A 21,782-nucleotide genomic window follows, 5' to 3' on the forward strand; every position below is an offset into this window, starting at 1 on the left:
AAGAGGAGCGCACATGGCACAGAACCCTGAGGAGGGCTTCTCCGGCGCCCAGCTGGAGGACATCGAGGCGATGACCTACGAGCAGGCCCGGGAGGAGCTGATCGCCGTGGTCACCAAGCTGGAGACCGGCGGGGCCCCGCTGGAGGAGTCTTTGGCGCTGTGGCAGCGCGGCGAAGCGCTGGCCGACCGCTGTGAGCGGTGGCTCGACGGCGCCTCCGCCCGGCTGGAGGAGGTTCGCCGCAGCCTGGAGGGTGCCCAGGAGGCCTGAGAGCGGTCAGCTCGCCAGTAGGCGAGCCCGCTCCGCCTCGATGTCGTAGTCGGCCTGGGGCCATTCCAGGTCCAGGTCCTCCAACGCCGCGATGAGCAGCTCCTGGACCGCCAGCCGGGAGTACCACTTCCGGTCCGCTCCGACGATGTGCCACGGGGCCCAGTCCGCGTCGGTCGCCTGCAGCAGCCCCGCATAGACGGTGCGGAACACCTCGAAGTCGGTGCGCGCGTCGGCATCGGAGGGGTCGTACTTCCAGTGCTTGTCTCGTCGGTCCAGCCGGGAGAGCAGACGCTCGAGCTGCTCCTCGGCGGACACGTGGAGGAACACCTTCACCAGCACGAAGCCCCGGTCCACCAGCTCCTCCTCGAAGAGCCGCAGCGTCTCCGTGCGCGCGGCCAGCTCTTCGGGATCCAACGCCCCGGTGACCGCGGGGACCAGCACGTCCTCATAATGCGAACGGTCGAAAACCCCGACGCGGCCGGGGGCGGGGAGCCGGCGGATGATCCGCCGCAGATAGTGCTCCCGACGTTCGGCCTCCGTGGGGCGGCCGAAGCCGGTCACCGCAAGCCCCAGCGGATCCATCGAGCCGGCCACGTGCTTGACCATGCCGCCCTTGCCTGAGGCATCCATGCCTTGGAGCACCAGCAATACCCGCGGGCCGTGAGGCAGCTCCTCCAGCGCCTCCAGGACCTCCTCGGTGAGCATCTTCTCGCGGCGACGCCGCTGGCTCGGGGAGGTCTCGGGCGTGCGGCGCGCCAGTCGAGCCATGAGGTCCTGGCGGGTCTGCTCGGCGGCGGCCGCCTGATGGGCCCAGAACCGCTCCTGAGCCTCGGCCAGGGCCGCGGCCCGTGCGGACAGCTCACGCCGCCCGCGCTTCTTTTTTCCGGAGAACTCTAGGCGACGCCGCGTCGGGAGCTGCTCCAGCCTCAGCGGGCCGTCCCCGCCCGGGACGCGCCAGATGCCGCGGGGATCAGCGTCGAAGGGCTGAGCAGTCACCGAGACCTCTCAGCCGCGCGCGGCCACGGCGCGGTAGGTCTCCAGGAAATCGGCGATGCCGCCGATGGCGGCCTCCAGCTCCTCCACCCCGGGCAGGGTGACCAGGCGGAAGTGGTTGTCGTCGATCCAGTTGAAGGCCCGGCCGTGGGAGACCAGGATCTTCTGCTGGCGCAACAGCTCGATGACGAAGGCCTCGTCATCCTCGATCGGGTAGATCTCCGGATCCAGCCGCGGGAACAGATACAGCGCCCCGTCAGCCTGCTCCACAGTGACCCCTTCGATCTGAGAGAGCAGACGGTGCGCGGTGGTGCGCTGCTCATGCAGCCGTCCCCCGGGGGCAATCAGATCCTCGATGGACTGGTGCCCGCCCAAGGCCGCCTGGATGGCGTGCTGGGCCGGCACATTGGCGCACATGCGCATGTTCATCAGCAGGGTCAGACCCTCGAGGTAGTTCTTCGCCCGATGCTTCGGCCCCGAGACATAGATCCAGCCGGAACGGAAGCCCGCCACCCGCCAGGTCTTCGACAGCCCCGAGAACGTGATCGTGAAGACATCGTCGGAGAGCGTGCAGACGTTGACCATCTCAGCGTCGTCGAAGGTGATGTTCTCGTAGATCTCGTCCGCCAGCAGGATCAGATTGTGCCGCCGGGCGATGTCGACCATCGCCTCGAGGACCTTCTTCGGGTACACCGCCCCGGTGGGATTGTTCGGATTGATGATCACCAGCGCCTTGGTGCGGTCGGTGACCTTCGACTCGATCTCCTCGGGATCCGGCCACCAGTGGTTCTGCTCATCACAGATGTAGTGGACCGCCCGACCGCCGGCCAGCGTGGTGGCGCCGGTCCACAGCGGATAGTCCGGCGCCGGGATGAGCACCTCGTCGCCCGGGCCCAGCATCGCCTGCAGCACCATGGTGATCAGCTCGGAGACCCCGTTGCCCAGGTAGATGTCGCCCGGGTCGGTGTCGGTCATGCCGCGGGACTGGTAGTACTGCGCCACGGCGATGCGGGCTGAGTAGATCCCCTGCGAGTCGGAGTACCCCTGTGCGTCGGCGAGGTTGTTGATCATCGTCATCCGGATCGAGTCCGGTGCCTCGAAGCCGAACGGTGCCGGGTTGCCGATGTTCAGCCGGGTGATCTTATGGCCTTCACGTTCCAGCCGCGCCGCCTCCTGGGCGATGGGGCCCCGGACGTCGTAGCGGACGTCGCGGAGCTTGGGCGACTGGGTGAACTCCTCGAACTCCTGCATCCCCCTATCTTGCCTCACCGGAGGCCCCGGCGGTGCAGATGACACCGCACCCTCAGAGCACCCTGCTGGCGGCCACGGCATCGCGATACCCCGCCAGGAAGTCGGCGATGCCGCCGATGGCTTCCTCGAGCTCCTCCACGGCAGGCAGGGTGACCAGGCGGAAGTGGTTGTCATCGATCCAGTTGAAGGCCCGACCGTGGGAGACCAGGATCTTCTGCTGCCGCAGCAGCTCGATGACGAACGCCTCGTCGCTCTCGATCGGGTAGATCTCCGGATCCAGCCGGGGAAACAGGTACAGCGCCCCGTCGGCCTGCTCCACGGTGACCCCTTCGATCTGGCGCATCAGCTCGTAGGCCACCTGGCGCTGCTCGTAGAGCCGGCCTCCCGGCTCGATGAACTCGTTGATGGACTGGTACCCGCCCAATGCGGTCTGGATGGCGTGCTGGGCCGGCACATTGGGGCACATCCGCAGATTGGACATCAGGGTCAGGCCCTCGAGGTAGTTCTTCGCCCGGTGCTTCGGCCCGGAGATGTAGATCCAGCCGGAGCGGAAGCCCGCCACCCGCCAGGTCTTCGACAGCCCGGAGAAGGTGATCGTGAAGACATCGTCGGAGAGCGTGCAGGCGTTGACCATCTCGACATCGTCATAGGTGATCTTCTCGTAGATCTCATCCGCCAGCAGGATCAGATTGTGCCGCCGGGCGATGTCGACCATCGCCTCCAGGGTCTCCTTCGGGTACACCGCCCCGGTGGGATTGTTCGGATTGATGATCACCAGCGCCTTGGTGCGGTCGGTGACCTTCGACTCGATCTCCTCGGGATCCGGCCACCAGTGGTTCTGCTCATCACAGATGTAGTGGACCGGCCGCCCCGCGCACAAGGTGGTCACGGCCGTCCACAGCGGGTAGTCCGGCGCCGGGATGAGCACCTCGTCGCCGGGGTCGAGCATCGCCTGCAGCACCATGGTGATCAGCTCGGAGACCCCGTTGCCCAGGATGACGTCCTCGACCTCGGCGTCCCTCATCCCCCGGGTCTGGTAGTACTGCGCCACGGCCGTGCGGGCCGAGTAGATGCCCTGCGACTCGGAGTAGCCCTGCGCGGTCGGCAGGTTCTTGATCATGTCGACCAGGATGGAATCAGGGGCTTCGAAGCCGAACGGTGCGAGATTGCCGATGTTCAGCTTGGTGATCCGGTGCCCAGCGGCTTCGAGGCGGGCCGCCTCCACCGCGATGGGACCACGCACGTCATAGCGGACGCCGCGCAGCTTGTGCGACTGGGTGAACTCCTCGAACTCCTCCATGAAGCAATACTGCCTCATGCGTCAAGACCTTCACGATCCTCAAGGCCCTGGTCAGCCCCAGTGATCCGGCTGCGCGATGAGGTTCTCCTCCACCAGCCAGTACTCGGCCGCCTCCTGCGGACTCAGCCCGTCCTCGCCGTCGATGAGCTGCCGCAGGGTGACCATGGCCTCGTCGTCCAGCCGTCGGGCAACCTCCTCGACGATCTCCGGCATCTCCTCGGAGAGCCCGGTCGGCACCACCGGCACGTACTGGTCCTCACCGAAGGCCTGCTCCGTGTCAGTGAGCGCCACCAGGGCATGCTCACGGATCCCCGGGTGCGAATCGGTGATGATCGCCGCATCGACGTCGGCGGTGATCACCTGGTGCAGCAGCTCCGTCTCCGTGCCGGTGAGGACCTCCTCCGGCTCGCAGTCATAGAGATCGTCCAGCAGCGGCTCCGGGTCCGGGAGGTCCTGGCGCACTCCGATGCGCAGTTCGTCGCAGGCCGCGGCGAAGGCCGGGTCGTCCGCCTCGGCGCTGAGCTCGATCTCGTGCTGCTCGGCCGTGACCGTGGTGATGACCAGCGCGTTGGACAGCACCGCCGCCGAAGGCTCCAGCAGCTCGGCCCCCTCCAGCTCGGAGGAGGCCGCCTCGATCAGCTCCTGTGCGGACGGGCTGGGTGCCACGCCGACGTCGGCGTCATCCGCCTCGTCATCCGCCTCGTCATCCGCCTCGTCCGCTGCCTGGTCCGCTGCCTCCTCGAGCGCGTCCAGCTCCTCGACCAGCGGCAGCGTCCGGGCCAGCACCATGTCATAGCCGGGATCCTCGTCCTCAGTCAGGGCCGCCGCCAGCGACCCGACGCCCCCCTCACGGGTGTCCACCAGCGCCGGCGTCTCGCGGGAGTTCAACGCCAGGGAATAGATGTGCGCGACGGAGCGATCCAGCGGCTCATCCGGCACCACGATGGTCCAGGCCCGCTCGGCGGCGTCCCCGGTGGGCTCCTCGGCAGGCGGTGGACCGGCGCAGGCCGACACCAGGGCGATCACCCCCAGCAGAGGCGCCGCGGGCGTCAGGGTGCAGCGGACGGCCGGAGAAGTCATGGCTGCCATTCTAGGCAGGAGGCGGCCCGATGACGTCGACAGTGCACGTCACCGTCCCCGAGCGCTTAGGCTGGAGGTGATGACCAGTGATCCTGCCGATGTCGACGTGGAGCTGCCGGGCGCCGCTCCGCTGATCACCCGTCTGCAGTCCCTGCTGCACGGACCGCAGACGACCGAACCGCGCGCCGAGACCGCCCGGGGCTGGCTGGACCTCGCCTACGAGGCGGCCTACGGGGAACGCTACCGGGCCGCGGCGGAGGCCGCCCGCGCCGGGCTGGACGCCCCCGGCGCCGACGACCCGGAGAACCGGCTGATGCTGCTGCGGATCCTCTCCGGGGTCCATGAGATGCGCGGTGACACGGAAGCCTCCTCCCCCTATGTCGCCCAGCGGGTGGCCCTCCTGCGCCGCCTGGGTCGCACCCGTCAGGCGCAGATCGAGGAGGACCTGGGGCCGATGCTGCTGCGCGAACCCGACCACGTCGAAGGGGAGATCCTCGCCCGGGTCGCCGAGCAGCTGCGGGAGGAGGATGCCGCGGCCGGACGGCCCAGCCTGGAGCTGGCCGACGTGCTCTCCTCCCAGGCGGTGCGGGTCCTGCATGACGAAGGCCCGGAGGCCGCCCTGCCGGTCGTCGAGGAGGCCGTCGACATCCTCAACCGGCTGGACCGCCCGGAGGCGCTGGCCGGAGCCCGCATGTTCCTCGCCCACACACTACTCCTCAGCGGGGAGTCCTCCCGGGCGCTGCACGTGACCGATGAGGTCATGGCCGCCCCGGCGAACCGGGCGGTGCGCGGGGCCATGGCGATGCTGCGGGCCACCATCCACCACCACGACGACAAGCCCCAGGAGGCGATCGCCGATGCGATCAGCTCCGTGGAGCTCTACGCCGCCTGCGGCGTCCGGAAGGGTGCGGCCTCCGCCGCGGCGCTGCTGGCCGGGATGACCGCCGCCGTCGAGCAGGGCGAGGTCTCGGTGCTGGCCTGGCGGGTCGCCGTGCAGCAGGCCGAGCTGGGTGAGTTCCCGGAGTCGAGGATGCTGACCCTCGCCCTCGGCCAGCAGCTGCTCGAGCTGGAACGCTTCGACGAGGCGGAGAAGGTCCTCGACGCGCTCTCCGTCCGATTGGCCAGCTCCGAGGACGACGTCTCGGTGCGCGCCCGCTCCCTGATGGGGCTCGGTCATTCCGTCACCCAGCAGAAACGGCCCCTGGAGGCCATGGCGCACTGGGAGGAGGCCGCCGAGCTCTTCCTCACCGCCGAAGAGCAGGAGGAGTCGGCTCGCGCGCATCTGGCCGCAGGTGCCCTGGCCGCCTCGCTGGAACGGTTCGAAAGCGCGGAGACCCACCACCGTCAGGCTCTCCAACTGGCCCGTGCGATCCAGGAGGACGACCCGGCGATCCTGGTGCAGGCGCTGCACGCGCTGGGCCACCTGCTCACCCGTCGTGAGAACGCCGACGGCGTCGCCCTCCTGCAGGAGGCCCTCGACGTCGCCCAGGAGCACGGCTCCGACTGGCAGGTCGCCGACATCACCGACTCCCTGGCCCGCGGCTACGTCGCCCTGGGCGACGGATCTGCCGCCGTCGCCCGAGCTCTGGACGCCGCCGACCTGTTCCTCGCCGCCGATGACGATCGCTCCGCCGGCGGGGCGGAGATCTTCGCCGGGAAGGTGCTGCTGGAGATGGGCCGCGCCGACGAGGCCGAGGCGATCCTGCGCATGGCCGTCGGTGACCGTCAGTCCGAACAGGATCTGGTCGCCGAGGCGTTGGAGGGACGCATCGACGCACTGATGCGTCAGGGCAAGGCTGACGAGGCCGCCGAGCTGCGCCGCGAGCTCACCCGGCTCAAGCGGCGCATGAAGCCCTAGCGCCCCGTGAGCCCTAGCGCGCCGCGAACCCTAGCGGTAGCCGGTGAGGTCCTCGGGCCACTGCGGCAGGGCAGGACCGGCGCGGACGAAACCCATCAGCGACTCCGCACAGGTCAGTCGGTGCTCCGCCTGAGCCTCCCAGCCATCCCGGCGCGAATCACGGGCCCCGGCCACCAGGGACAGCGCCACAGAGGCCGCCCGCAGCCGCAGCGCCTCGGGGTCCACCCCCTGGGCGAAGGCCCGGGCGAAGCGGTCCAGCGCCGCCGGGGCATGCACATAGCGGGAGTCGACCGCCGGCAGCACGGCGATGTGCCCCAGGAAGCAGGCCAGATCGTCGACCCGATGCCCCGGCCCCAGCGAGTCGACGTCGAGCAGACAGGAGACCGTGTCCTCGGCCATGAGCACATTGGCCTCGTAGAAATCCCCATGGGTGGGCACCACCGGTCCGCGGTCGGTGCGCGGCAGACCGGTCAGCACCGCACGCTCCAGGCGACGGATCCGCTCGGCGCACTGCGGCAGGGCGGAGACGGCGGCTGAGGCATAGGCGGGCAGGCGGTCGGTCCAGGCGTCCCGCGCTGGCAAGGTCATCACCGAGACCGGCATGGTGTCCAGCAGGAGGAGGAACTGTGCCGGGTCCACGGCGGCCCCGCCGTCGGCGAGCAGCTGCTCGGCCAGGGACTCGCCGCTGCCCTCCTGCAGGGCGACCACGTCGGCGACCGGCTCACGGACCGGCCGGGGGGCAGGGATCCCGGCGTCGAGCAGCATCCGGTGTCGGGCGTCGAGGTCGGCGGCCCGGCCGGCACGCAGCACCTTCAGGTACAGGCGCGTGCCGTCGTCGAACTCCGCGGCGATCACCGCCCGGCGCAGCGGACGGTAGCTGATGGTCTCCAGGGCGATCAGGCGTCGGCCCGCGCCCCACTGCTGGGCCACAGAGGTCGGGTCGGTGGCCAGCCGCAGACCCGGCAGCGACGGGTCCAGGGGGTGCTGCCAGATCGCCAGCCGCCCATGGGGGCTGTGGGAGTAGATGATCCCCTCCGCGTCGGCGGGCACCGTCTCGGTGGTCATCCCGACATAGAGCTCGTCCACATGATCGGAGGTCTCGGTGTACACCCCGGCGGGCCAATGACGCGGCACCACCGGACGCGCCGTGGCCACCCGGTAGATGCCTGTCACTCCCGCGCCGGGCCGGTGCTGCAGAGACTCCAGGTGGATGGAGGTCGGGTAGACCCCGGTGTGCTGGACGGCCACCGAGATCGGCGAATGGGCGTCATAGGACTCCATGAACGCCAGCTGCTTGGCCTCCAGCTGGGCAGTGCTCGGCGAGGGGGCGGCCCGCGGGGCCTGGGGTGGGAGGTCGACTGCCATAGAGGTGGGTGGGCTCAGGCTCGCCGGCGCTTCAGCACGGCATCGAGGTCGAGGGACTCCTGGACGGCGGTCTGCGGACGCGCCGGGCCCGGAGGTGCCGCCGCCGGGCTGGTCGCCGAACCGCCGATCTTCACATCCCCGGAGGGCTTGGGCGCCTCGGGGGTGAGCGGCTCGGGCACCGGACGTTCGGCCTTCTCCACCTCGAGGTACTTCGGCTTCGGCAGCTCGCGGGGCTCCCAGGGCTCTGCCGGGGAGGCGGCCGTCACCGCCTCAGCGACGGGCTCCTGACCGGCGGGGAAGGTCTCCTCCAGGTCCACCGGCAGCCCGTCGGCGTCGATCTCCTGCAACGAGCGGGGCCCGCCGGCACCGCGGTCATCAGAGCTCAGTGCGTCGAACGGGGTCGTGCGGACCTGCCGGTCCTCGACCGCCGCCGCGGTGCTCGGCACCGTGGGGCGACGCAGCCCGTGCGCGTCGACGTCGGGGTTCATCGCCTCGCGCAGCGCGGCGTCCAGCCGCCGCCGACGACGGCGCCGCCGCCGGATGCCGGCCATCGTGCGCAACGTGACCAGGCTCGCGAGGAAGATGCCGCCACAGATCAGCGGGGTGACGACAGTGAGCGCAGTGGCGGCGGCCAGCACACCGGTGACCAGCGCGGTCAGCAGTGCGAGCAGGCCGACGAGCGCCACCAGGGCCCTGCCCCAGTGGACGGTGAAACGGCCCGCTGACTCGGCCGCAGGCGCTCCTGTCGTCGATGCGGCGCTGGCTCCGCCGCGGGGAGTGGTCGCAGACATGCTTACCCTTCGTCGGGAGGTCTCCGAGGGTCGGCTCGGCAGTCGCTGGGCCCGGATGATCAGCGCCGCCAGGAAGAGCCCGGCGATCAGGGCGAACAGCACCGAAGAGTGGATGGGCAGGCTGGGGATCACGTTGATGATCGCCGTCTCGAGGCGATCGATGCCCAGCGTCACCGTGACTCCACCTGCCCTTCTTCAGCACCTGTCGTCCTGCACACCGGGGGTTTCGCCGATCATGAGGTACTCATGCCCAGCGTAGCGGATCCGCCGCTGTGTCCCGGCGATCTGGACGGGCCGCCCCGGGGCGTGTCACATCAGCCGCGCCAGCAGTCCGTCACCGATCTCCTCGGAGGTGAGGGCGAAACTGCGATGGTCTGCCCAGGAGCCGGAGATGTGCAGGAACCGTTCGCGCAGCCCCTCCTCCCGGAAGCCGAGCTTCTCCACCACCCGCAGGCTCGCGGAGTTCTCCGGGCGGATGGAGATCTCGACCCGGTGCAGACCGCGCACGAAGAAGAGGTGGTCACAGGCCAGCGCGACGGCCGCGGGCATCAGTCCCCGCCCCGCATGGCCCTGATCCATCCAGTACCCGAGCGAGGCGGTGCGGGCGGAGCCGCCGATGATCGGACCGGCCGTCACCTGCCCGACCATCCGGTCAGCGCCGGGGTCGTCGGCCTGCCGGAACCAGAGCAGCCAGGGCAGATGCGTGCCGGCCCGGGTCTGGCGCGCCATGGTGCGGACCATCGTCCGGAACCCCTGCGGAGTCGCCCGCGTGACCACAGGATTCTCCGGCGTGGTCGGCTCCCAGGGCGCCAGCCAGTCCTGGTTGGCCAGGCGCAGCGACAGGTACCGGTGCTCGTCCTTCAGCGTGCAGGCCCGCAGCTGGATCTCGCCGGCCGGGGTCGCCGCCGTCAGCGTCACCGGTCGGCCGGATCCCCGGAGGAGTCTCGGCATCAGGGTCAGTCCCGCGCCAGCGCGAAGCGCAGAGTGTCCAGCCCGAGCATGCCCAGCTGCAGGACCTCGGTGTGGAAGGCCCGCAGATCGAAGGCCGCCCCGTCGGCGGCCTCACGTGCGGCGTGCACCTGCTCGAAGACCCGCTGACCGATCTTGTAGGAGGGAGCCTGCCCCGGCCAGCCCAGGTAGCGGACGAACTCGAAGTCCAGCTGCGCCTCAGAGATCGGCAGATGCTCCCGCAGGAAGATCCGTCCGGCCTCCGGGGTCCAGGTCCCGCCGCCGAAGGACTCGGGAGCTGGCATGCGGCAGTGGACGCCGATGTCGAACACCACCCGGGCGGCCCGCATGCGCTGCATGTCCAGCATGCCCATCAGGTCGCCCGGATCCGCGAGGAAACCGAGCTCTCCCATGAGCTCTTCGGCGTAGAGCGCCCACCCCTCGGCATATCCGGAGACGAAGCATCCGTGGCGGCGCCAGGAGTTCAGCCGATCCTTCACCAGCGTGGCCGTGGCGATCTGCAGGTGATGTCCCGGCACGCCTTCGTGATAGACGGTGGTGGTCTCCGCCCAGGTGGTGAAGCTGGTGTCCGACGGCGGCACGGACCACCACATCCGGCCCGGGCGGGAGAAGTCGTCGCTGGGGCCGGTGTAGTAGACCCCGCCGTCCTGGGTCGGGGCGATGCGACATTCCAGGACGTCCATCGGGGCGGGGATGTCGAAGTGGGTGTCCTTCAGCGCGGCGACAGCCTCATCGGAGAGCCGCTGCATCCACCCCTGCAGCGCCTCGGTGCCGTGCAGCTGACGGGCGGGGGCGGCGTCGAGGATCTGCTTCGCCTCGGCGATGCTCGCGCCCGGGCGGATCCGCTCAGCGACCTGCTGCTGGGCGGCGACGAGCCGGGCGAGCTCCTCGAGCCCCCACTGGTAGGTCTCGTCGAGGTCCAGCACCGTGCCGGTGAACACCTGGGAGGCCAGCCGGTAGTGGTCGGTTCCCACGGCGTCCTCCGCCGGGGCCGCCGGCAGCAGCTCCTCGGTGAGGCGCTCGGCCAGCCGCTGGTACCCCTCAGCCGCGACGGTGACGCCCGCGGTGACCCGGCCGACGTCGCCACTGTCGAGCCCGGCCTGCCGGGCGGCCTCGACCAGAGAGCCCAGCGCCCCGTCGGCGCGGGCATAGTCACGGCACTGCTCAGCCACGGCGAGCACCTGACGGCGAGCCGGGACATGGCCGAGGCGCCGGGAGTGCCGCAGCGACTCCCAATGCCCCTCCAACGCCCCGGGGAGATTGTGCAGCCGACCGGCGATGTGAGCGAAGTCCTCCGCCGTGCCCTGGGGCATCAGCTCCAGGACCATCCGGACCTCCTGGGCGGGCGAGGCCAGGTTGTTCAGCTCGGTGCGTCCGGACTCGTGCACGGCGATCTGCAGACCGAGCCGCTCCCGCATCGCGTGCAGGGTCACCTCGTCGGTGTGGTCTGCAGCGGTGAGGCCGTCAAGTCCGGCGAGCGCGCGCCGGTGCTCGGCGGCGACCTCCTCGCGGCCGGCCGGGGAGAGGTCCGAGTACTCGGTCTCCGCTCCCGGGCGACCGAGGAGGGTGGCCTCCTCCGGGCTGAGCGCCACGAGTCTCTCGAAGTGGTCCTCGGCGTGGGCGTCGACGGCAGTGGGTTCGCGGGAGGTCATCTCCGCATGCTATCGCGCGCTGATCAGGCGGCGCTGAGCGCGGCGGGCCCCCGGTGAGGGGACGACCTACAGGTGCACGTGCAGGCGGCGGGCCGCCTCGGCCAGCGACCCGGACAGCGAGGGATACACGGTGAAGGTGGCGGCGACGTCGTCGACGTGGATCTTCTGGGTCACCGCCAGGGCGAGCGGGAAGATCAGCTCGGAGGCCCGCGGCGCGACGACCACGGCGCCGATGACGGTGCCGGAACCCTTGCGGGAGAAGATCTTGACGAAGCCGTCCTTGACGTTGGTCATCTTCGCGCGCGGATTCGTGGCCAGGTCGAGCTTGATGACGTCGGCCTGGTACTTGCCGGAGTCGACCTGCTCCTGGGTGACGCCGACGGTGGCGATCTCCGGGGAGGTGAACACGTTGGAGGCCACGTGGTGCAGCTTCAGCGGCTTGACCGCATCTCCCTGCATGTGGGAGACGGCCACCCGCCCCTGCATCGCGGCCACCGAAGCCAGCGGCATCATGCCGGTGCAGTCGCCGGCGGCGTAGATGTTGTTCGCCGTGGTGCGGGAGACGTGATCCACCAGGATGTGTCCCGAGTCGGCGGTCTCGACGCCGCACTCCGCCAGTCCGATCCCCTCGGTGTTGGGGATGCCGCCGACCGCCATCAGGCAGTGGGAGCCTTCCAGCACGGATCCGCCGCTCAGGGTGACCCGGACGCCGTCTTCGGTGCGTTCCACGGCCTCGGCGCGGGTCTGGGAGGCGACCTTCACCCCCACGCGGGCGAAGGCGTTCTCCAGCACGCGGGCGGCGTCGGCGTCCTCACCGGGCAGCACGTGGTCTCGGGACGAGACCAGGGTGACCCCGGCGCCCAGGCGCCGGTAGGCGGAGGCGAACTCCGCACCGGTGACCCCGGAGCCGACCACGATCATGTGTTCGGGCACCTCGGTGAGGTTGTAGGCCTGCGTCCAGTTCAGGATCCGCTCGCCGTCGGGGACCGCGCTGGGCAGCTCCCGCGGATGGGCACCGGTGGCGACGATGACGGCGTCGGCCTCGATCAGCTGGGTCTCCCCGTCGGCGGTGGTGACGTCGATGTGGTGCGGGGGCACGAGGCGCCCGCGGCCGGTGACGATGGTGACTCCGATCGCTTCCAGGGACGCCCGGATGTCCCGCGACTGGTCATGCGCCAGCCTCAGCAGCCGCTCGTTGACCTTGGAGATGTCCGCCCAGGCCTCGGCCTCATAGGCGTCGCTGCTGTGGTCTCCGAAGCGGACGCCGAAGCTGGTCGAGGCGTTGACCCGACGCATCGCGTCCGCCGTGGCGATCAGCGTCTTCGACGGCACCACATCGGTCAGCACCGCCGAGCCGCCCAGACCCTTCTCTTCCACGATGGTGACATCGGCCCCCGCATCGGCGGCGACGAGCGCGGCCTCGTAGCCGCCGGGCCCGCCGCCCAGGATCGCAACACGGTCAGGGGCGAACTGCTTGCGGAAGTCAGGTGAAGTCACGGTGACCATTGTGCCCACTCGACAGGGGTTTTCATAGCTGGCCGGCGGGCCTTGGAGGTAGATTGGTGCCGATGAGTGAGAACACGCAGCACGTGGCCCATGAGCCCGCCCTGACACCCACGAACGACCCCACCGCCCCGGCGAACAAGCTCGCCGAGCAGGCCGCGGCGGTGCTCCTCGAGCGCGCCGGCGTCGACGCCTTCGACCTGGCCTGCACCCTCGGCTCCGGCTGGGGCGAGGCCGCCGGGCAGCTCGGCGAACTGATCGCCGAGATCAGCGCCGACGAGGTCCCCGGCTTCCACGTCTCCGGCGTCTCCGGGCACACCGGCACCCTGCGCGCGATCCGCACCGAGAACGGCCGCACCATCCTGGTGGTGGGAGCCCGGACCCACTACTACGAAGGCCGCGGCGTCGACGCCGTCGCCCATGGGGTGCGCACGGCCGCCGCGGCCGGGGCGAAGACCATGGTGCTGACCAACGGCTGCGGCGGGCTCGACCCGGGCTGGGCACCGGGCACCCCGGTGCTGATCAAGGACCACATCAACCTCACCGGCACCTCCCCGCTGCGCGGTGCGCACTTCGTGGACATGACCGACCTGTACTCCCCGCGCATCCGCCGCATCGCCCAGGAGATCGACCCCCAGCTGCCGGAGGGCGTCTATGCTCAGCTTCCCGGCCCGCACTATGAGACCCCTGCGGAGGTCCGTCACGTCGGCATCATCGGTGCCGACCTGGTCGGCATGTCCACCGCGCTGGAGTCGATCGCCGCGCGAGCCGCCGGCATGGAGGTCTTCGGGATCTCCCTGGTCACCAACCTGGCGGCCGGGATCTCCGCCGAGCCGCTGAGCCACCAGGAGGTCCTCGACGCCGGACGCGAGGCCGCCCCACGCATCGCCTCGCTGCTGGCGCGGATCATCGCCGGCTCCCTGGAGGGCTGAGCCGACGGTGCCCCTCCCGCCCGGGCCCGCACCGGGCTAGGCTTGACCCACTGCCTGACCCACAGTCAGCCAGACCGTACGAGCCCGCGACCGAGGAGTTGAGACGCGTGTCGGAGAACACAGACGTCACCGTCCAGGACGAGCTGCTGAGCACTGTCCGTCGATGGATCCAGCGGGACCCGGATCCCGCCACCCGCGGGGAGCTGGAGTCCCTCCTCTCCCGTACCGCAGAGGACCCCGAGGCCGCTGGGCTGCTCGGGCGGCTCTTCACGGGCCGGCTGGCGTTCGGCACCGCAGGTCTGCGTGCCGAGCTGGGCCCTGGCCCGCTGCGGATGAATCGACTGGTGGTCCGGCAGACCGCCGCCGGACTGCTGCGCTACGCCGAGGAGAAGCTGGCCGCGCTCGACGGCGACGCCGGCGACGCCCGACGCATCGTCATCGGCTATGACGCCCGGCACCAGTCCGACGAGTTCGCCGCCGAGACTGCGCAGATCTTCTCCTCCGCCGGATGGGAGGTCCACGCCTTCGACCGCCCGGGTCCCACTCCCCTGCTGGCACGGCAGGTGCTGGTACGCGACGCCTCGGTGGGCGTGATGGTCACCGCCAGCCACAACCCGCCGCGGGACAACGGCTACAAGGTCTATCTCGGCGGAGCCCTCTCCCGGCTGCTGGAGCCGAACGGCCTCGGCGCCGGCGCCCAGATCACCGCGCCGGTGGACCAACAGATCGCCGCGACCATCCAGGAGGCCGCCACCGAGGACTTCGCCTCGGCTGAGGAGGTCCGCCCCTCGGCCGCGCCGCAGATGCCCGCTGAAACTCAGCCCATCGGCGACGACGCCCGGGCCGCCTACCGGGAGGAGGCTCTGGAGCTGCTGGATCCGGCAGAGTTCCCCCACCGGGACCTCACCGTGGTCTACACGGCCATGCACGGCGTGGGCGGTGAGATGGCCACCGAGCTGCTCGGCAAGGGCGGCTTCGCCCGCGTGGTGCCGGTGGCCGAGCAGTTCGCTCCGGATCCGGACTTCCCGACCGCAGACTTCCCGAACCCGGAGGAGCCCGGAGCCCTGGACCTGGCGCTGCAGGCCGCCGCAGACCACGACGCCGACCTGGTGCTCGCCAACGACCCGGATGCCGATCGGCTCTCCGCCGCCGTCGTCGACCCCGCCACCGGCCAGTGGCGGCAGCTCTCCGGCGATGAGATGGGCGCCCTGCTCGGCGCGCACGTGCTACGCCGTGGTCCGCTGCGCGGGACCACGGAAGGCGTGCCGCCGGTGATGGCGAACTCGATCGTCTCCTCCCGGCTGCTGGAGCGGCTCTGCGAGGTCCGCGGAGTCGGCCACGCGGCCACGCTGACCGGCTTCAAGTGGCTCGCCCGGGTGGAAGGGATGAGCTTCGGGTATGAGGAGGCCATCGGCTTCAACGTCGATCCGACCCACGTCAAGGACAAGGACGGAGTCTCGGCCGCGCTGATCTTCGCCGAGCTCGTCGCCGACCTGAAGGCCGCCGGGAAGAGCGCGATCGACGCGCTCGACGAGATCGCCGCGGAGGCCGGGATCTTCGTCACCGGCCAGGTGACCATCCGGGTCGACGACCTCAGCCAGCTCGGGCAGGTCACCTCGGGTCTGCGCGCCCAGCCCCCGGCCGAGATCGCCGGCTCCGCCGTCGTCGAGGCTCTGGACCTGACCCAGGACGCGCTGCCGGGTGCCGAGCTGAACGAGGCCACCACCACTGATGCGCTGATCTACCTCACCGAGCAGGGTGACCGGGTCATCGTCCGACCCTCCGGCACCGAGCCCAAGGTCAAGTGCTATCTGGAGGCCGTGGCCGACACTCCGGGAGTCGACGCCTCCGCCGAGGCCCTCGGTCAGGCCCGACAGCGTGCCGCCGCGCGCCTGACCGAGCTCCATGAGAGCATGGAGCGGCTCCTCGGCTGACCCGTGGCCGATGAGCGCCTCACCACCTCAGCAACACCTGCGCAGGAGAGATCCATGAGCACCACGCCCGAGGGCGCCCCCGTCCCCTCCCCCCGTGACATGGCCGGCCTGATCGACCACACCGTCCTGAAGCCGGACACGGACGAGGCCGCAGTGCGCCGTGTGGTCGCCGAAGCCCGCGAGCAGGGGTTCGCCGCCGTCTGCGTGAACCCTCGATGGGTCCCGCTCGTGGCCGCCGAACTGGCGGGCACCCCGGTGAGGACCTGCACGGTGGTCGGCTTCCCGCTGGGTGCGACCACCACCGCCTCCAAGGTGGCCGAGACCCGGGAGGCGGTCGCCGCCGGCGCCGAGGAGATCGACATGGTCGTCGACATCGCCGCCGCCAACGCCGGTGAGGCGGAGTCCGTCCAGGCCCAGATCTTCGCCCTCGCCGAGGCCGCCCATGCCGGCGGCGCGATCCTGAAGGTCATCCTGGAGACCGCGCTGCTCAGCCAGGACGCCAAGGAGCTGGTCTGCCGGGCCGCCGAGGCGGCCGGGGCCGACTTCGTGAAGACCTCCACCGGTTTCGCCGGCGGGGGCGCCACAGTGGAGGACATCGCCCTGATGCACCGGCTCGTGGGAGGCCGACTGGGCATCAAGGCCTCCGGCGGGGTCCGCAGCTATGCCGACGCCGTCGCGATGGTGTCAGCAGGGGCAACACGCGTCGGTGCGAGCTCCTCTCTTGGTATCGTGGAAGCAGACGAGACGACATCCGCGGCAGGCGCCGCAGACAGCTACTGACTCAGCTGCTGAGCACCGCGCCCGAGCACACTTCCTCAGGGGGAACCACCACATGATCAGCAACGGCCAGGTCAAGGCCTTCTCCGGCCAGGGCAACCTCGTCGGCAACCTCATCGCGTTCATCTTCGTGTTCGTCCTGCTCCTCGGATCCGTCGCGGCCATCGCGTTCTGGTCCCTGGAGAACGTGTGGCTCCCGGGCATGGCCTTCATGGCGCTGTGGACCCTGGCCTTCTTCGTGGCCAAGGAAGTCGTAGGACGCTCGGACTCGTTGGAGCACCAGGATCTCCACGGTGAGCACGGCGAGCCGCTGGACGCCATGGCCTCCCGCGCAGCCGAGTCCCAGGCGCCGGCCCACGAGCCGAAGGCCCACTGAGCACCTCCCCGCACGGGAAGCCCGCTGAGACCCTGACGACACCGCACACGCCGCGCACGCGCCCCGCAGGCCCCGACCTCGCCCCCGGGCGCAACATCGGGGTGGACCTGCTGCGGGTGATCTCGGTGGCCGCGGTGGTCATCGGACACGCCTACCCGGGCATGCCCGGCGAGGAGTATCTGCAGATCTGGCGGATGCCGCTGTTCTTCTTCCTCGCCGGATTCTTCTTCTCCACCTCCCGGACCTTCGGCGGAGAGTTCGCGGTGCGCTGGAAGACCCTAGCCACCCCCTACGTCAGCTGGTTCCTGATCCTGCTGGGCGCCGTCTGGGCCATGGAGCACAGCCCATGGCCCTTCGGCGACTATGTGATCTCCGGTGCCCTGGCCGGCGGCGCCTCCACCGACATGCCGTTTCTGGCGTTCTGGTTCATCTCCGTGATGTTCTTCGCCGCCCTGCTGCTGCGCCTACTGGTGTCGCTGCCCTGGTGGGTGGGCGTCGTCGTCGCACTGGTGGGGCTGACCCTGGCCGAGATCCCCGAGTCCCGCATGGCCTACACTCTGCTCGGCATCGGCCTGGTGCCGGCCTGCGTGACCTACATGCTCGCCGGGTACTGGTTCCGCCGCCACTTCTGGAGGATCCCCCGGCCCGTGCCGGTCGGACTGGCCTGTCTGGTGATCGGCTTCGGCAGCGTCGCCCTCGGTGCCGAGACGATGAACATGAAGTGGTCGGGCTTCGGCACCTACCTGCTCTCCCCGGCGGTGGCGATCCTCCTCTGCTGCGGGATGGTGCTGCTCTTCGCCACCCGCATCGATGCGGTGCTGCGCCGTTCCGCCATTGCGGTGACCGTGCTCTCCGAGCTGGTGCGCACCGGAACTCTGGTGGTATTCGCCCACGCCCTGGTGCTCTACCTGGCGCTGCGCTGGCTGGGCATCGAAGAGCCCATCACCCGCACGTTGCTGGCGCTGCTGCTGTGCTGGGCGCTGGGCGTGCTGGTCAACCGGACGCCGCTGTCCCCGTACCTGACAGGGCTGCCGGCGCGAAGATCGCCTCGAACACCTGCCCCAGCCACTCCAGCAGCGGCCCGTCGGTGAGGTCCTGCCCGCCGATCCGGGAGGTCGCCGGCCGGGGGATCAGCACCGCGCTCATCGAGGACTTGATCTGCGAGCCCGGGTACATCCGCTCCAGGCGCATCTGCCGAGACTCCGGCAGCTCTTCGACCGGGGCGAAGCGGATGAACTTCCCCTGCACCCCGATGTCCGAGATCCCCACAGCACGCGCCCGGTTGCGCAGCCGGGCCACCTCCACCAGGTTCTGCACCGCCTCGGGCAGCTCCCCGTAGCGGTCCTGCCACTCGGTGACGACCTCGTCGATCCTCTCCTCGGTGTCGGCGGCCGCCATCTTCCGGTAGCCCTCCAGGCGCAGCCTCTCCCCCGGCACGTACTCGGCGGGAAGGTGCGCATTGATGGGCAGCTCGATCTTCACCTCGGTGATCTTCTCCTCGGTGTCGCCGCGGTAGTCCGCCACGGCCTCCCCCACCAGGCGCAGGTAGAGGTCGAAGCCGACACCGGCGATGTGCCCGGACTGCTCACCGCCGAGCAGGTTGCCCGCCCCGCGGATCTCCAGATCCTTCATGGCCAGCTGCAGGCCGGCGCCGAGCTCATTGTTCGCCGCCACCGCCTTCAGGCGTTCCAGGGCCACCTCTCCCAGCGGCTTCTCCGCCGGGTAGAGGAAGTAGGCGTAGGCGCGCTCCCGGGAACGGCCCACCCGGCCGCGCAGCTGGTGCAGCTGCGAGAGCCCGTAGGTGGAGGCGCGGTCCACGATCAGCGTGTTGGCGTTGGAGATGTCCAGGCCGGTCTCGATGATCGTGGTGGAGACCAGCACGTCGAAGCGCTTCTCCCAGAAGTCCTGGATGATCTGCTCCAGCCGGGACTCGCTCATCTGCCCGTGGGCGACCTCGACCCGTGCTTCAGGGACCAGCTCGCGGATCTTCGCCGCGGTCGCCTCGATCGAGGAGACCCGGTTGTGCACGACGAACACCTGCCCCTCCCGCATGAGCTCACGGCGGACGGCCGCCGAGACCTGCTTATCCGTGAAAGGTCCCACATAGGTGAGCACCGGGTGCCGCTCCTCCGGCGGGGTGGCCAGGGTGGAGGTCTCGCGGATGCCGGCCATGGACATCTCCAGGGTGCGCGGGATCGGGGTCGCAGACATGGCCAGCACGTCCACATTGGTGCGCAGCTTCTTCAGTGCCTCCTTGTGCTCGACGCCGAAACGCTGTTCCTCGTCGATGATCACCAGGCCGAGGTCGTTGAACTGGACCTCCTTGGAGAGCAGCCGGTGGGTGCCGATGACGACGTCGATGCTGCCCTCGGCCAGCCCGGAGATCACCTCTCGAGACTCCTTGGCCGTCTGGAAGCGCGACAGCGCCCGCACAGTGACCGGGAAGCCGGCGAATCGTTCGGTGAAGGTCTCCAGGTGCTGGGAGGCCAGCAGCGTGGTGGGCACCAGCACACTGACCTGCTTGCCGTCCTGGACCGCTTTGAAGGCGGCACGGATCGCGATCTCCGTCTTGCCGTAGCCGACGTCGCCGGAGATCAGCCGGTCCATGGGCACTTCCCGCTCCATGTCCCGCTTGACCTCCTCCATAGTGGTCAGCTGGTCAGGGGTTTCGGGATGGGGGAAGGCATCTTCGAGTTCGGCCTGCCACGGAGTGTCCGGAGCGAAGGCATGGCCGCGGGAGGCCATCCGGGCCGCATAGAGGCGGATCAGCTCGCCGGCGATCTCCTTCACCGCGCGCTTGGCCTTCTTCTTGGTCTGCGCCCAGTCGCTCCCGCCCATCTTCGACAGGCTCGGGGCGTCCCCTCCCACATACTGGGACACCTGGTCCAGCTGGTCCGTGGGGACCATGAGGCGATCCTTCGGGCCTCCGCGCTTGGAGGGGGCGTACTCCAGGACCAGGTACTCACGCACGCCCGCAGTGCCGGCCCTCACCGCCTGCGGCGAGCCGACAGGGCGCTGCACCAGCTCCACGAACCGGCCGATGCCGTGCTGCTCGTGGACGACGAAGTCACCCTTCTTCAGCGCCAAAGGGTCGACCGCGTTGCGGCGCCGTCGCGCCGGCATGCGGCGTCCCCCGGAGGTGCCGGAGCGCATCGAACGGCCCAGCATCTCCGATTCGGTCAGCAGGGCCAGCTGCAGCGCATCGACCGCGAAGCCCTGCGAGACCTCCGCAGTGGTGACCGTGATCCGCCCCGCCGCAGGGGCACCGTCGAGGGTCTCCACGAGCTCGGCGGGCACCTGGTGCTCGGCGAGCAGCTCGGTCACACGCTGGGCGGATCCGTGCCCGGCGGTGGTGACCACCACCGACCAGCGGTCCCGGGCGCGTTCGGCGAGGAACTGCATGACCTCGTCCACGCTGCCCCGGTAGCCGATGGGTTCCCGGGAGTCCAAGGAGACGATGTCGGCGTCCTGCTCGAGCTCCTCATCCAGCCCCAGCGAGGTGATGGACCACCACCCGGCCCCCTGCTCCAGGGAGGCCTCACGCGTCTCGGCGAGAGTGGCGAAGGACCCGGCGGCCAGCCCCTCCTGCTCGGCGGCGGTGATGTCCAACGGTGCGGCCGCGCCGTCGGGGGCGGCGGCCCAGGCCGCAGCGAGGAACTCCTCGTTGGTGGCCGCGAGGTCCTGGGCCCGGCCCCGGGTGCGCTCCGGCTCGATCACCATGGTCAGGGAGCCGGAGGGCAGCTGGCTGACCAACGGGACCATCTTCTCCACCAGCACCGGGGCCAGGGACTCCATGCCCTCGGCGGCGATGCCGTCGGCGATCTTGGTCAGCAGATCCTGAGCGTGCGGCATCTGCGGCAGCAGCTCCTTGGCCCGGGCCTGCACCGCCTCGGTGATGAGCAGCTCACGGCAGGGGGCGGCGTCGAGCACCGTGGGGTGCTCCTCCTCGTCGAGGGAGCGCTGGTCGGCCACCGAGAAGTGCCGCATCTGCTCGACCTCGTCGCCGAAGAACTCCACCCGGACCGGATGGGGCTCGGTGGGCGGGAAGACGTCCAGGATCCCCCCACGCACGGCGAACTCTCCGCGCCGGGTGACCATGTCGACCCGGGAGTAGGCGGCGGCGGCCAGGGCGGAGACGACCTCGTCGAAGTCCCGTTCATGGCCGGTCTCCAGGCGGACTGGGGCGAGGTCGCCCAGCCCGGGCACCAGCGGCTGGACCACCGCACGGACCGGCGCGACGACGACGTCGAGCCTGCCGGCCTCCTCCGGATGGGCGAGCCGGCGCAGCACGCCCAACCGACGGCCCACAGTGTCCGAGCGAGGGGAGAGCCGCTCATGCGGCAGGGTCTCCCAGGACGGGAAGTGGTCCACCGCGATGCCGGGCGCATAGCTGCGCAACGAGGTGGCCAGATCGTCGGCCTCCCGGTCGGTGGCGGTGACGGCCAGCAGCACCCCTGCCGCCTCGGGGCCGCGCAGCGTCTCGGCGATCTCGGCCACCAAGGCCGGGCGCAGCCCCGAGGTCGCGGCGATCTGCAGCTCCGCGGTGCGTTCCCCGGCCGGATGCGAGGCCGCCGCGGCGACCCTCCCGTAGGAGGAGTGTGCCGCCAGTGCCGTGCGCAGACCGGACAGTGCCATGGAGTGGAACGCCTCGCTTCGTGACAGTGCTGAAGATTCAGTGCTGAAGATTCAGTGTTGGGGGTGCAGTGTGAGGGATTCAGGGTGGGGGGGGTCAG

General features: G+C 70.3%; 17 protein-coding genes. 7 read left to right on the top strand and 10 right to left on the bottom strand.

Going from position 1 to position 21,782, the window contains the following annotated elements:
* Positions 1–13 precede the first annotated feature (13 nt).
* Positions 14–268 carry an exodeoxyribonuclease VII small subunit gene (locus tag ACYVKI_RS08520; RefSeq protein WP_460689922.1) on the top strand — a complete coding sequence of 85 codons (255 nt, stop codon included), beginning with the start codon at positions 14–16 and terminating at the stop codon, positions 266–268.
* Positions 269–274: 6 nt separating this feature from the next.
* Here ACYVKI_RS08520 and ACYVKI_RS08525 read toward each other — a convergent pair whose 3' ends face one another.
* The 4 genes from ACYVKI_RS08525 to ACYVKI_RS08540 are packed head-to-tail and all read right to left on the bottom strand — an operon-like array spanning position 275 to position 4,892.
* The gene (locus ACYVKI_RS08525; protein ID WP_460689923.1) at positions 275–1,264 is read right to left on the bottom strand and encodes a PPK2 family polyphosphate kinase; all 990 of its coding nucleotides are present in this window, start codon (positions 1,262–1,264) and stop codon (positions 275–277) included.
* 9 nt (positions 1,265–1,273) lie between these two features.
* Positions 1,274–2,512, bottom strand: coding sequence for a pyridoxal phosphate-dependent aminotransferase (locus ACYVKI_RS08530; RefSeq protein WP_460689924.1), 1,239 nt, complete (start codon positions 2,510–2,512; stop codon positions 1,274–1,276).
* 52 nt (positions 2,513–2,564) lie between these two features.
* A complete protein-coding gene (locus ACYVKI_RS08535) occupies positions 2,565–3,812 on the bottom strand; it encodes a pyridoxal phosphate-dependent aminotransferase (protein ID WP_460689940.1) in 1,248 nt (415 codons plus the stop codon).
* Positions 3,813–3,863: 51 nt separating this feature from the next.
* Positions 3,864–4,892: a glycine betaine ABC transporter substrate-binding protein gene (locus ACYVKI_RS08540; RefSeq protein ID WP_460689925.1), complete on the bottom strand. Its 1,029-nt coding sequence runs from the start codon at positions 4,890–4,892 to the stop codon at positions 3,864–3,866.
* A gap of 79 nt (positions 4,893–4,971) precedes the next feature.
* On the opposite strand from ACYVKI_RS08540, the gene ACYVKI_RS08545 reads away from it, so the two are divergent.
* A complete protein-coding gene (locus ACYVKI_RS08545; protein WP_460689926.1) occupies positions 4,972–6,750 on the top strand; it encodes a tetratricopeptide repeat protein in 1,779 nt (592 codons plus the stop codon).
* A gap of 30 nt (positions 6,751–6,780) precedes the next feature.
* Here ACYVKI_RS08545 and ACYVKI_RS08550 read toward each other — a convergent pair whose 3' ends face one another.
* The 5 genes from ACYVKI_RS08550 to ACYVKI_RS08570 all read right to left on the bottom strand — a co-directional run bounded on the left by ACYVKI_RS08550 (position 6,781) and on the right by ACYVKI_RS08570 (position 13,033).
* Positions 6,781–8,115 (bottom strand): aminoglycoside phosphotransferase family protein, encoded by a 1,335-nt coding sequence (locus tag ACYVKI_RS08550; protein ID WP_460689927.1) that lies wholly within the window; start codon positions 8,113–8,115, stop codon positions 6,781–6,783.
* Positions 8,116–8,129: 14 nt separating this feature from the next.
* Complete coding sequence (locus tag ACYVKI_RS08555; protein WP_460689928.1) at positions 8,130–9,080, bottom strand: hypothetical protein; 951 nt, start codon at positions 9,078–9,080, stop codon at positions 8,130–8,132.
* Between the two features lie 135 nt (positions 9,081–9,215).
* The gene (locus ACYVKI_RS08560) at positions 9,216–9,857 is read right to left on the bottom strand and encodes a GNAT family N-acetyltransferase (RefSeq protein WP_460689929.1); all 642 of its coding nucleotides are present in this window, start codon (positions 9,855–9,857) and stop codon (positions 9,216–9,218) included.
* 5 nt (positions 9,858–9,862) lie between these two features.
* On the bottom strand, positions 9,863–11,527 hold the full coding sequence (locus ACYVKI_RS08565; protein ID WP_460689930.1) for a DUF885 domain-containing protein: 1,665 nt from the start codon (positions 11,525–11,527) through the stop codon (positions 9,863–9,865).
* 66 nt (positions 11,528–11,593) lie between these two features.
* Positions 11,594–13,033 carry an NAD(P)H-quinone dehydrogenase gene (locus ACYVKI_RS08570; protein WP_460689931.1) on the bottom strand — a complete coding sequence of 480 codons (1,440 nt, stop codon included), beginning with the start codon at positions 13,031–13,033 and terminating at the stop codon, positions 11,594–11,596.
* 62 nt (positions 13,034–13,095) lie between these two features.
* Here ACYVKI_RS08570 and ACYVKI_RS08575 point away from each other — a divergent pair, with 62 nt between their 5' ends.
* From ACYVKI_RS08575 to ACYVKI_RS08595, 5 genes are all read left to right on the top strand, one after another.
* The gene (locus ACYVKI_RS08575) at positions 13,096–13,962 is read left to right on the top strand and encodes a purine-nucleoside phosphorylase (protein ID WP_460689932.1); all 867 of its coding nucleotides are present in this window, start codon (positions 13,096–13,098) and stop codon (positions 13,960–13,962) included.
* Between the two features lie 107 nt (positions 13,963–14,069).
* Positions 14,070–15,896 carry a phospho-sugar mutase gene (locus tag ACYVKI_RS08580; RefSeq protein WP_460689933.1) on the top strand — a complete coding sequence of 609 codons (1,827 nt, stop codon included), beginning with the start codon at positions 14,070–14,072 and terminating at the stop codon, positions 15,894–15,896.
* Between the two features lie 54 nt (positions 15,897–15,950).
* Positions 15,951–16,676: a deoxyribose-phosphate aldolase gene (gene deoC / locus ACYVKI_RS08585; protein WP_460689934.1), complete on the top strand. Its 726-nt coding sequence runs from the start codon at positions 15,951–15,953 to the stop codon at positions 16,674–16,676.
* A gap of 52 nt (positions 16,677–16,728) precedes the next feature.
* A complete protein-coding gene (locus ACYVKI_RS08590; RefSeq protein ID WP_460689935.1) occupies positions 16,729–17,049 on the top strand; it encodes a hypothetical protein in 321 nt (106 codons plus the stop codon).
* Positions 17,050–17,150: 101 nt separating this feature from the next.
* A complete protein-coding gene (locus ACYVKI_RS08595; protein WP_460689936.1) occupies positions 17,151–18,140 on the top strand; it encodes an acyltransferase family protein in 990 nt (329 codons plus the stop codon).
* Here ACYVKI_RS08595 and mfd read toward each other — a convergent pair.
* Complete coding sequence (gene mfd / locus ACYVKI_RS08600) at positions 18,043–21,684, bottom strand: transcription-repair coupling factor (RefSeq protein WP_460689937.1); 3,642 nt, start codon at positions 21,682–21,684, stop codon at positions 18,043–18,045. The genes ACYVKI_RS08595 and mfd overlap by 98 nt on opposite strands.
* Positions 21,685–21,782 lie beyond the last annotated feature (98 nt).

Source organism: Nesterenkonia suensis (assembly GCF_054782935.1).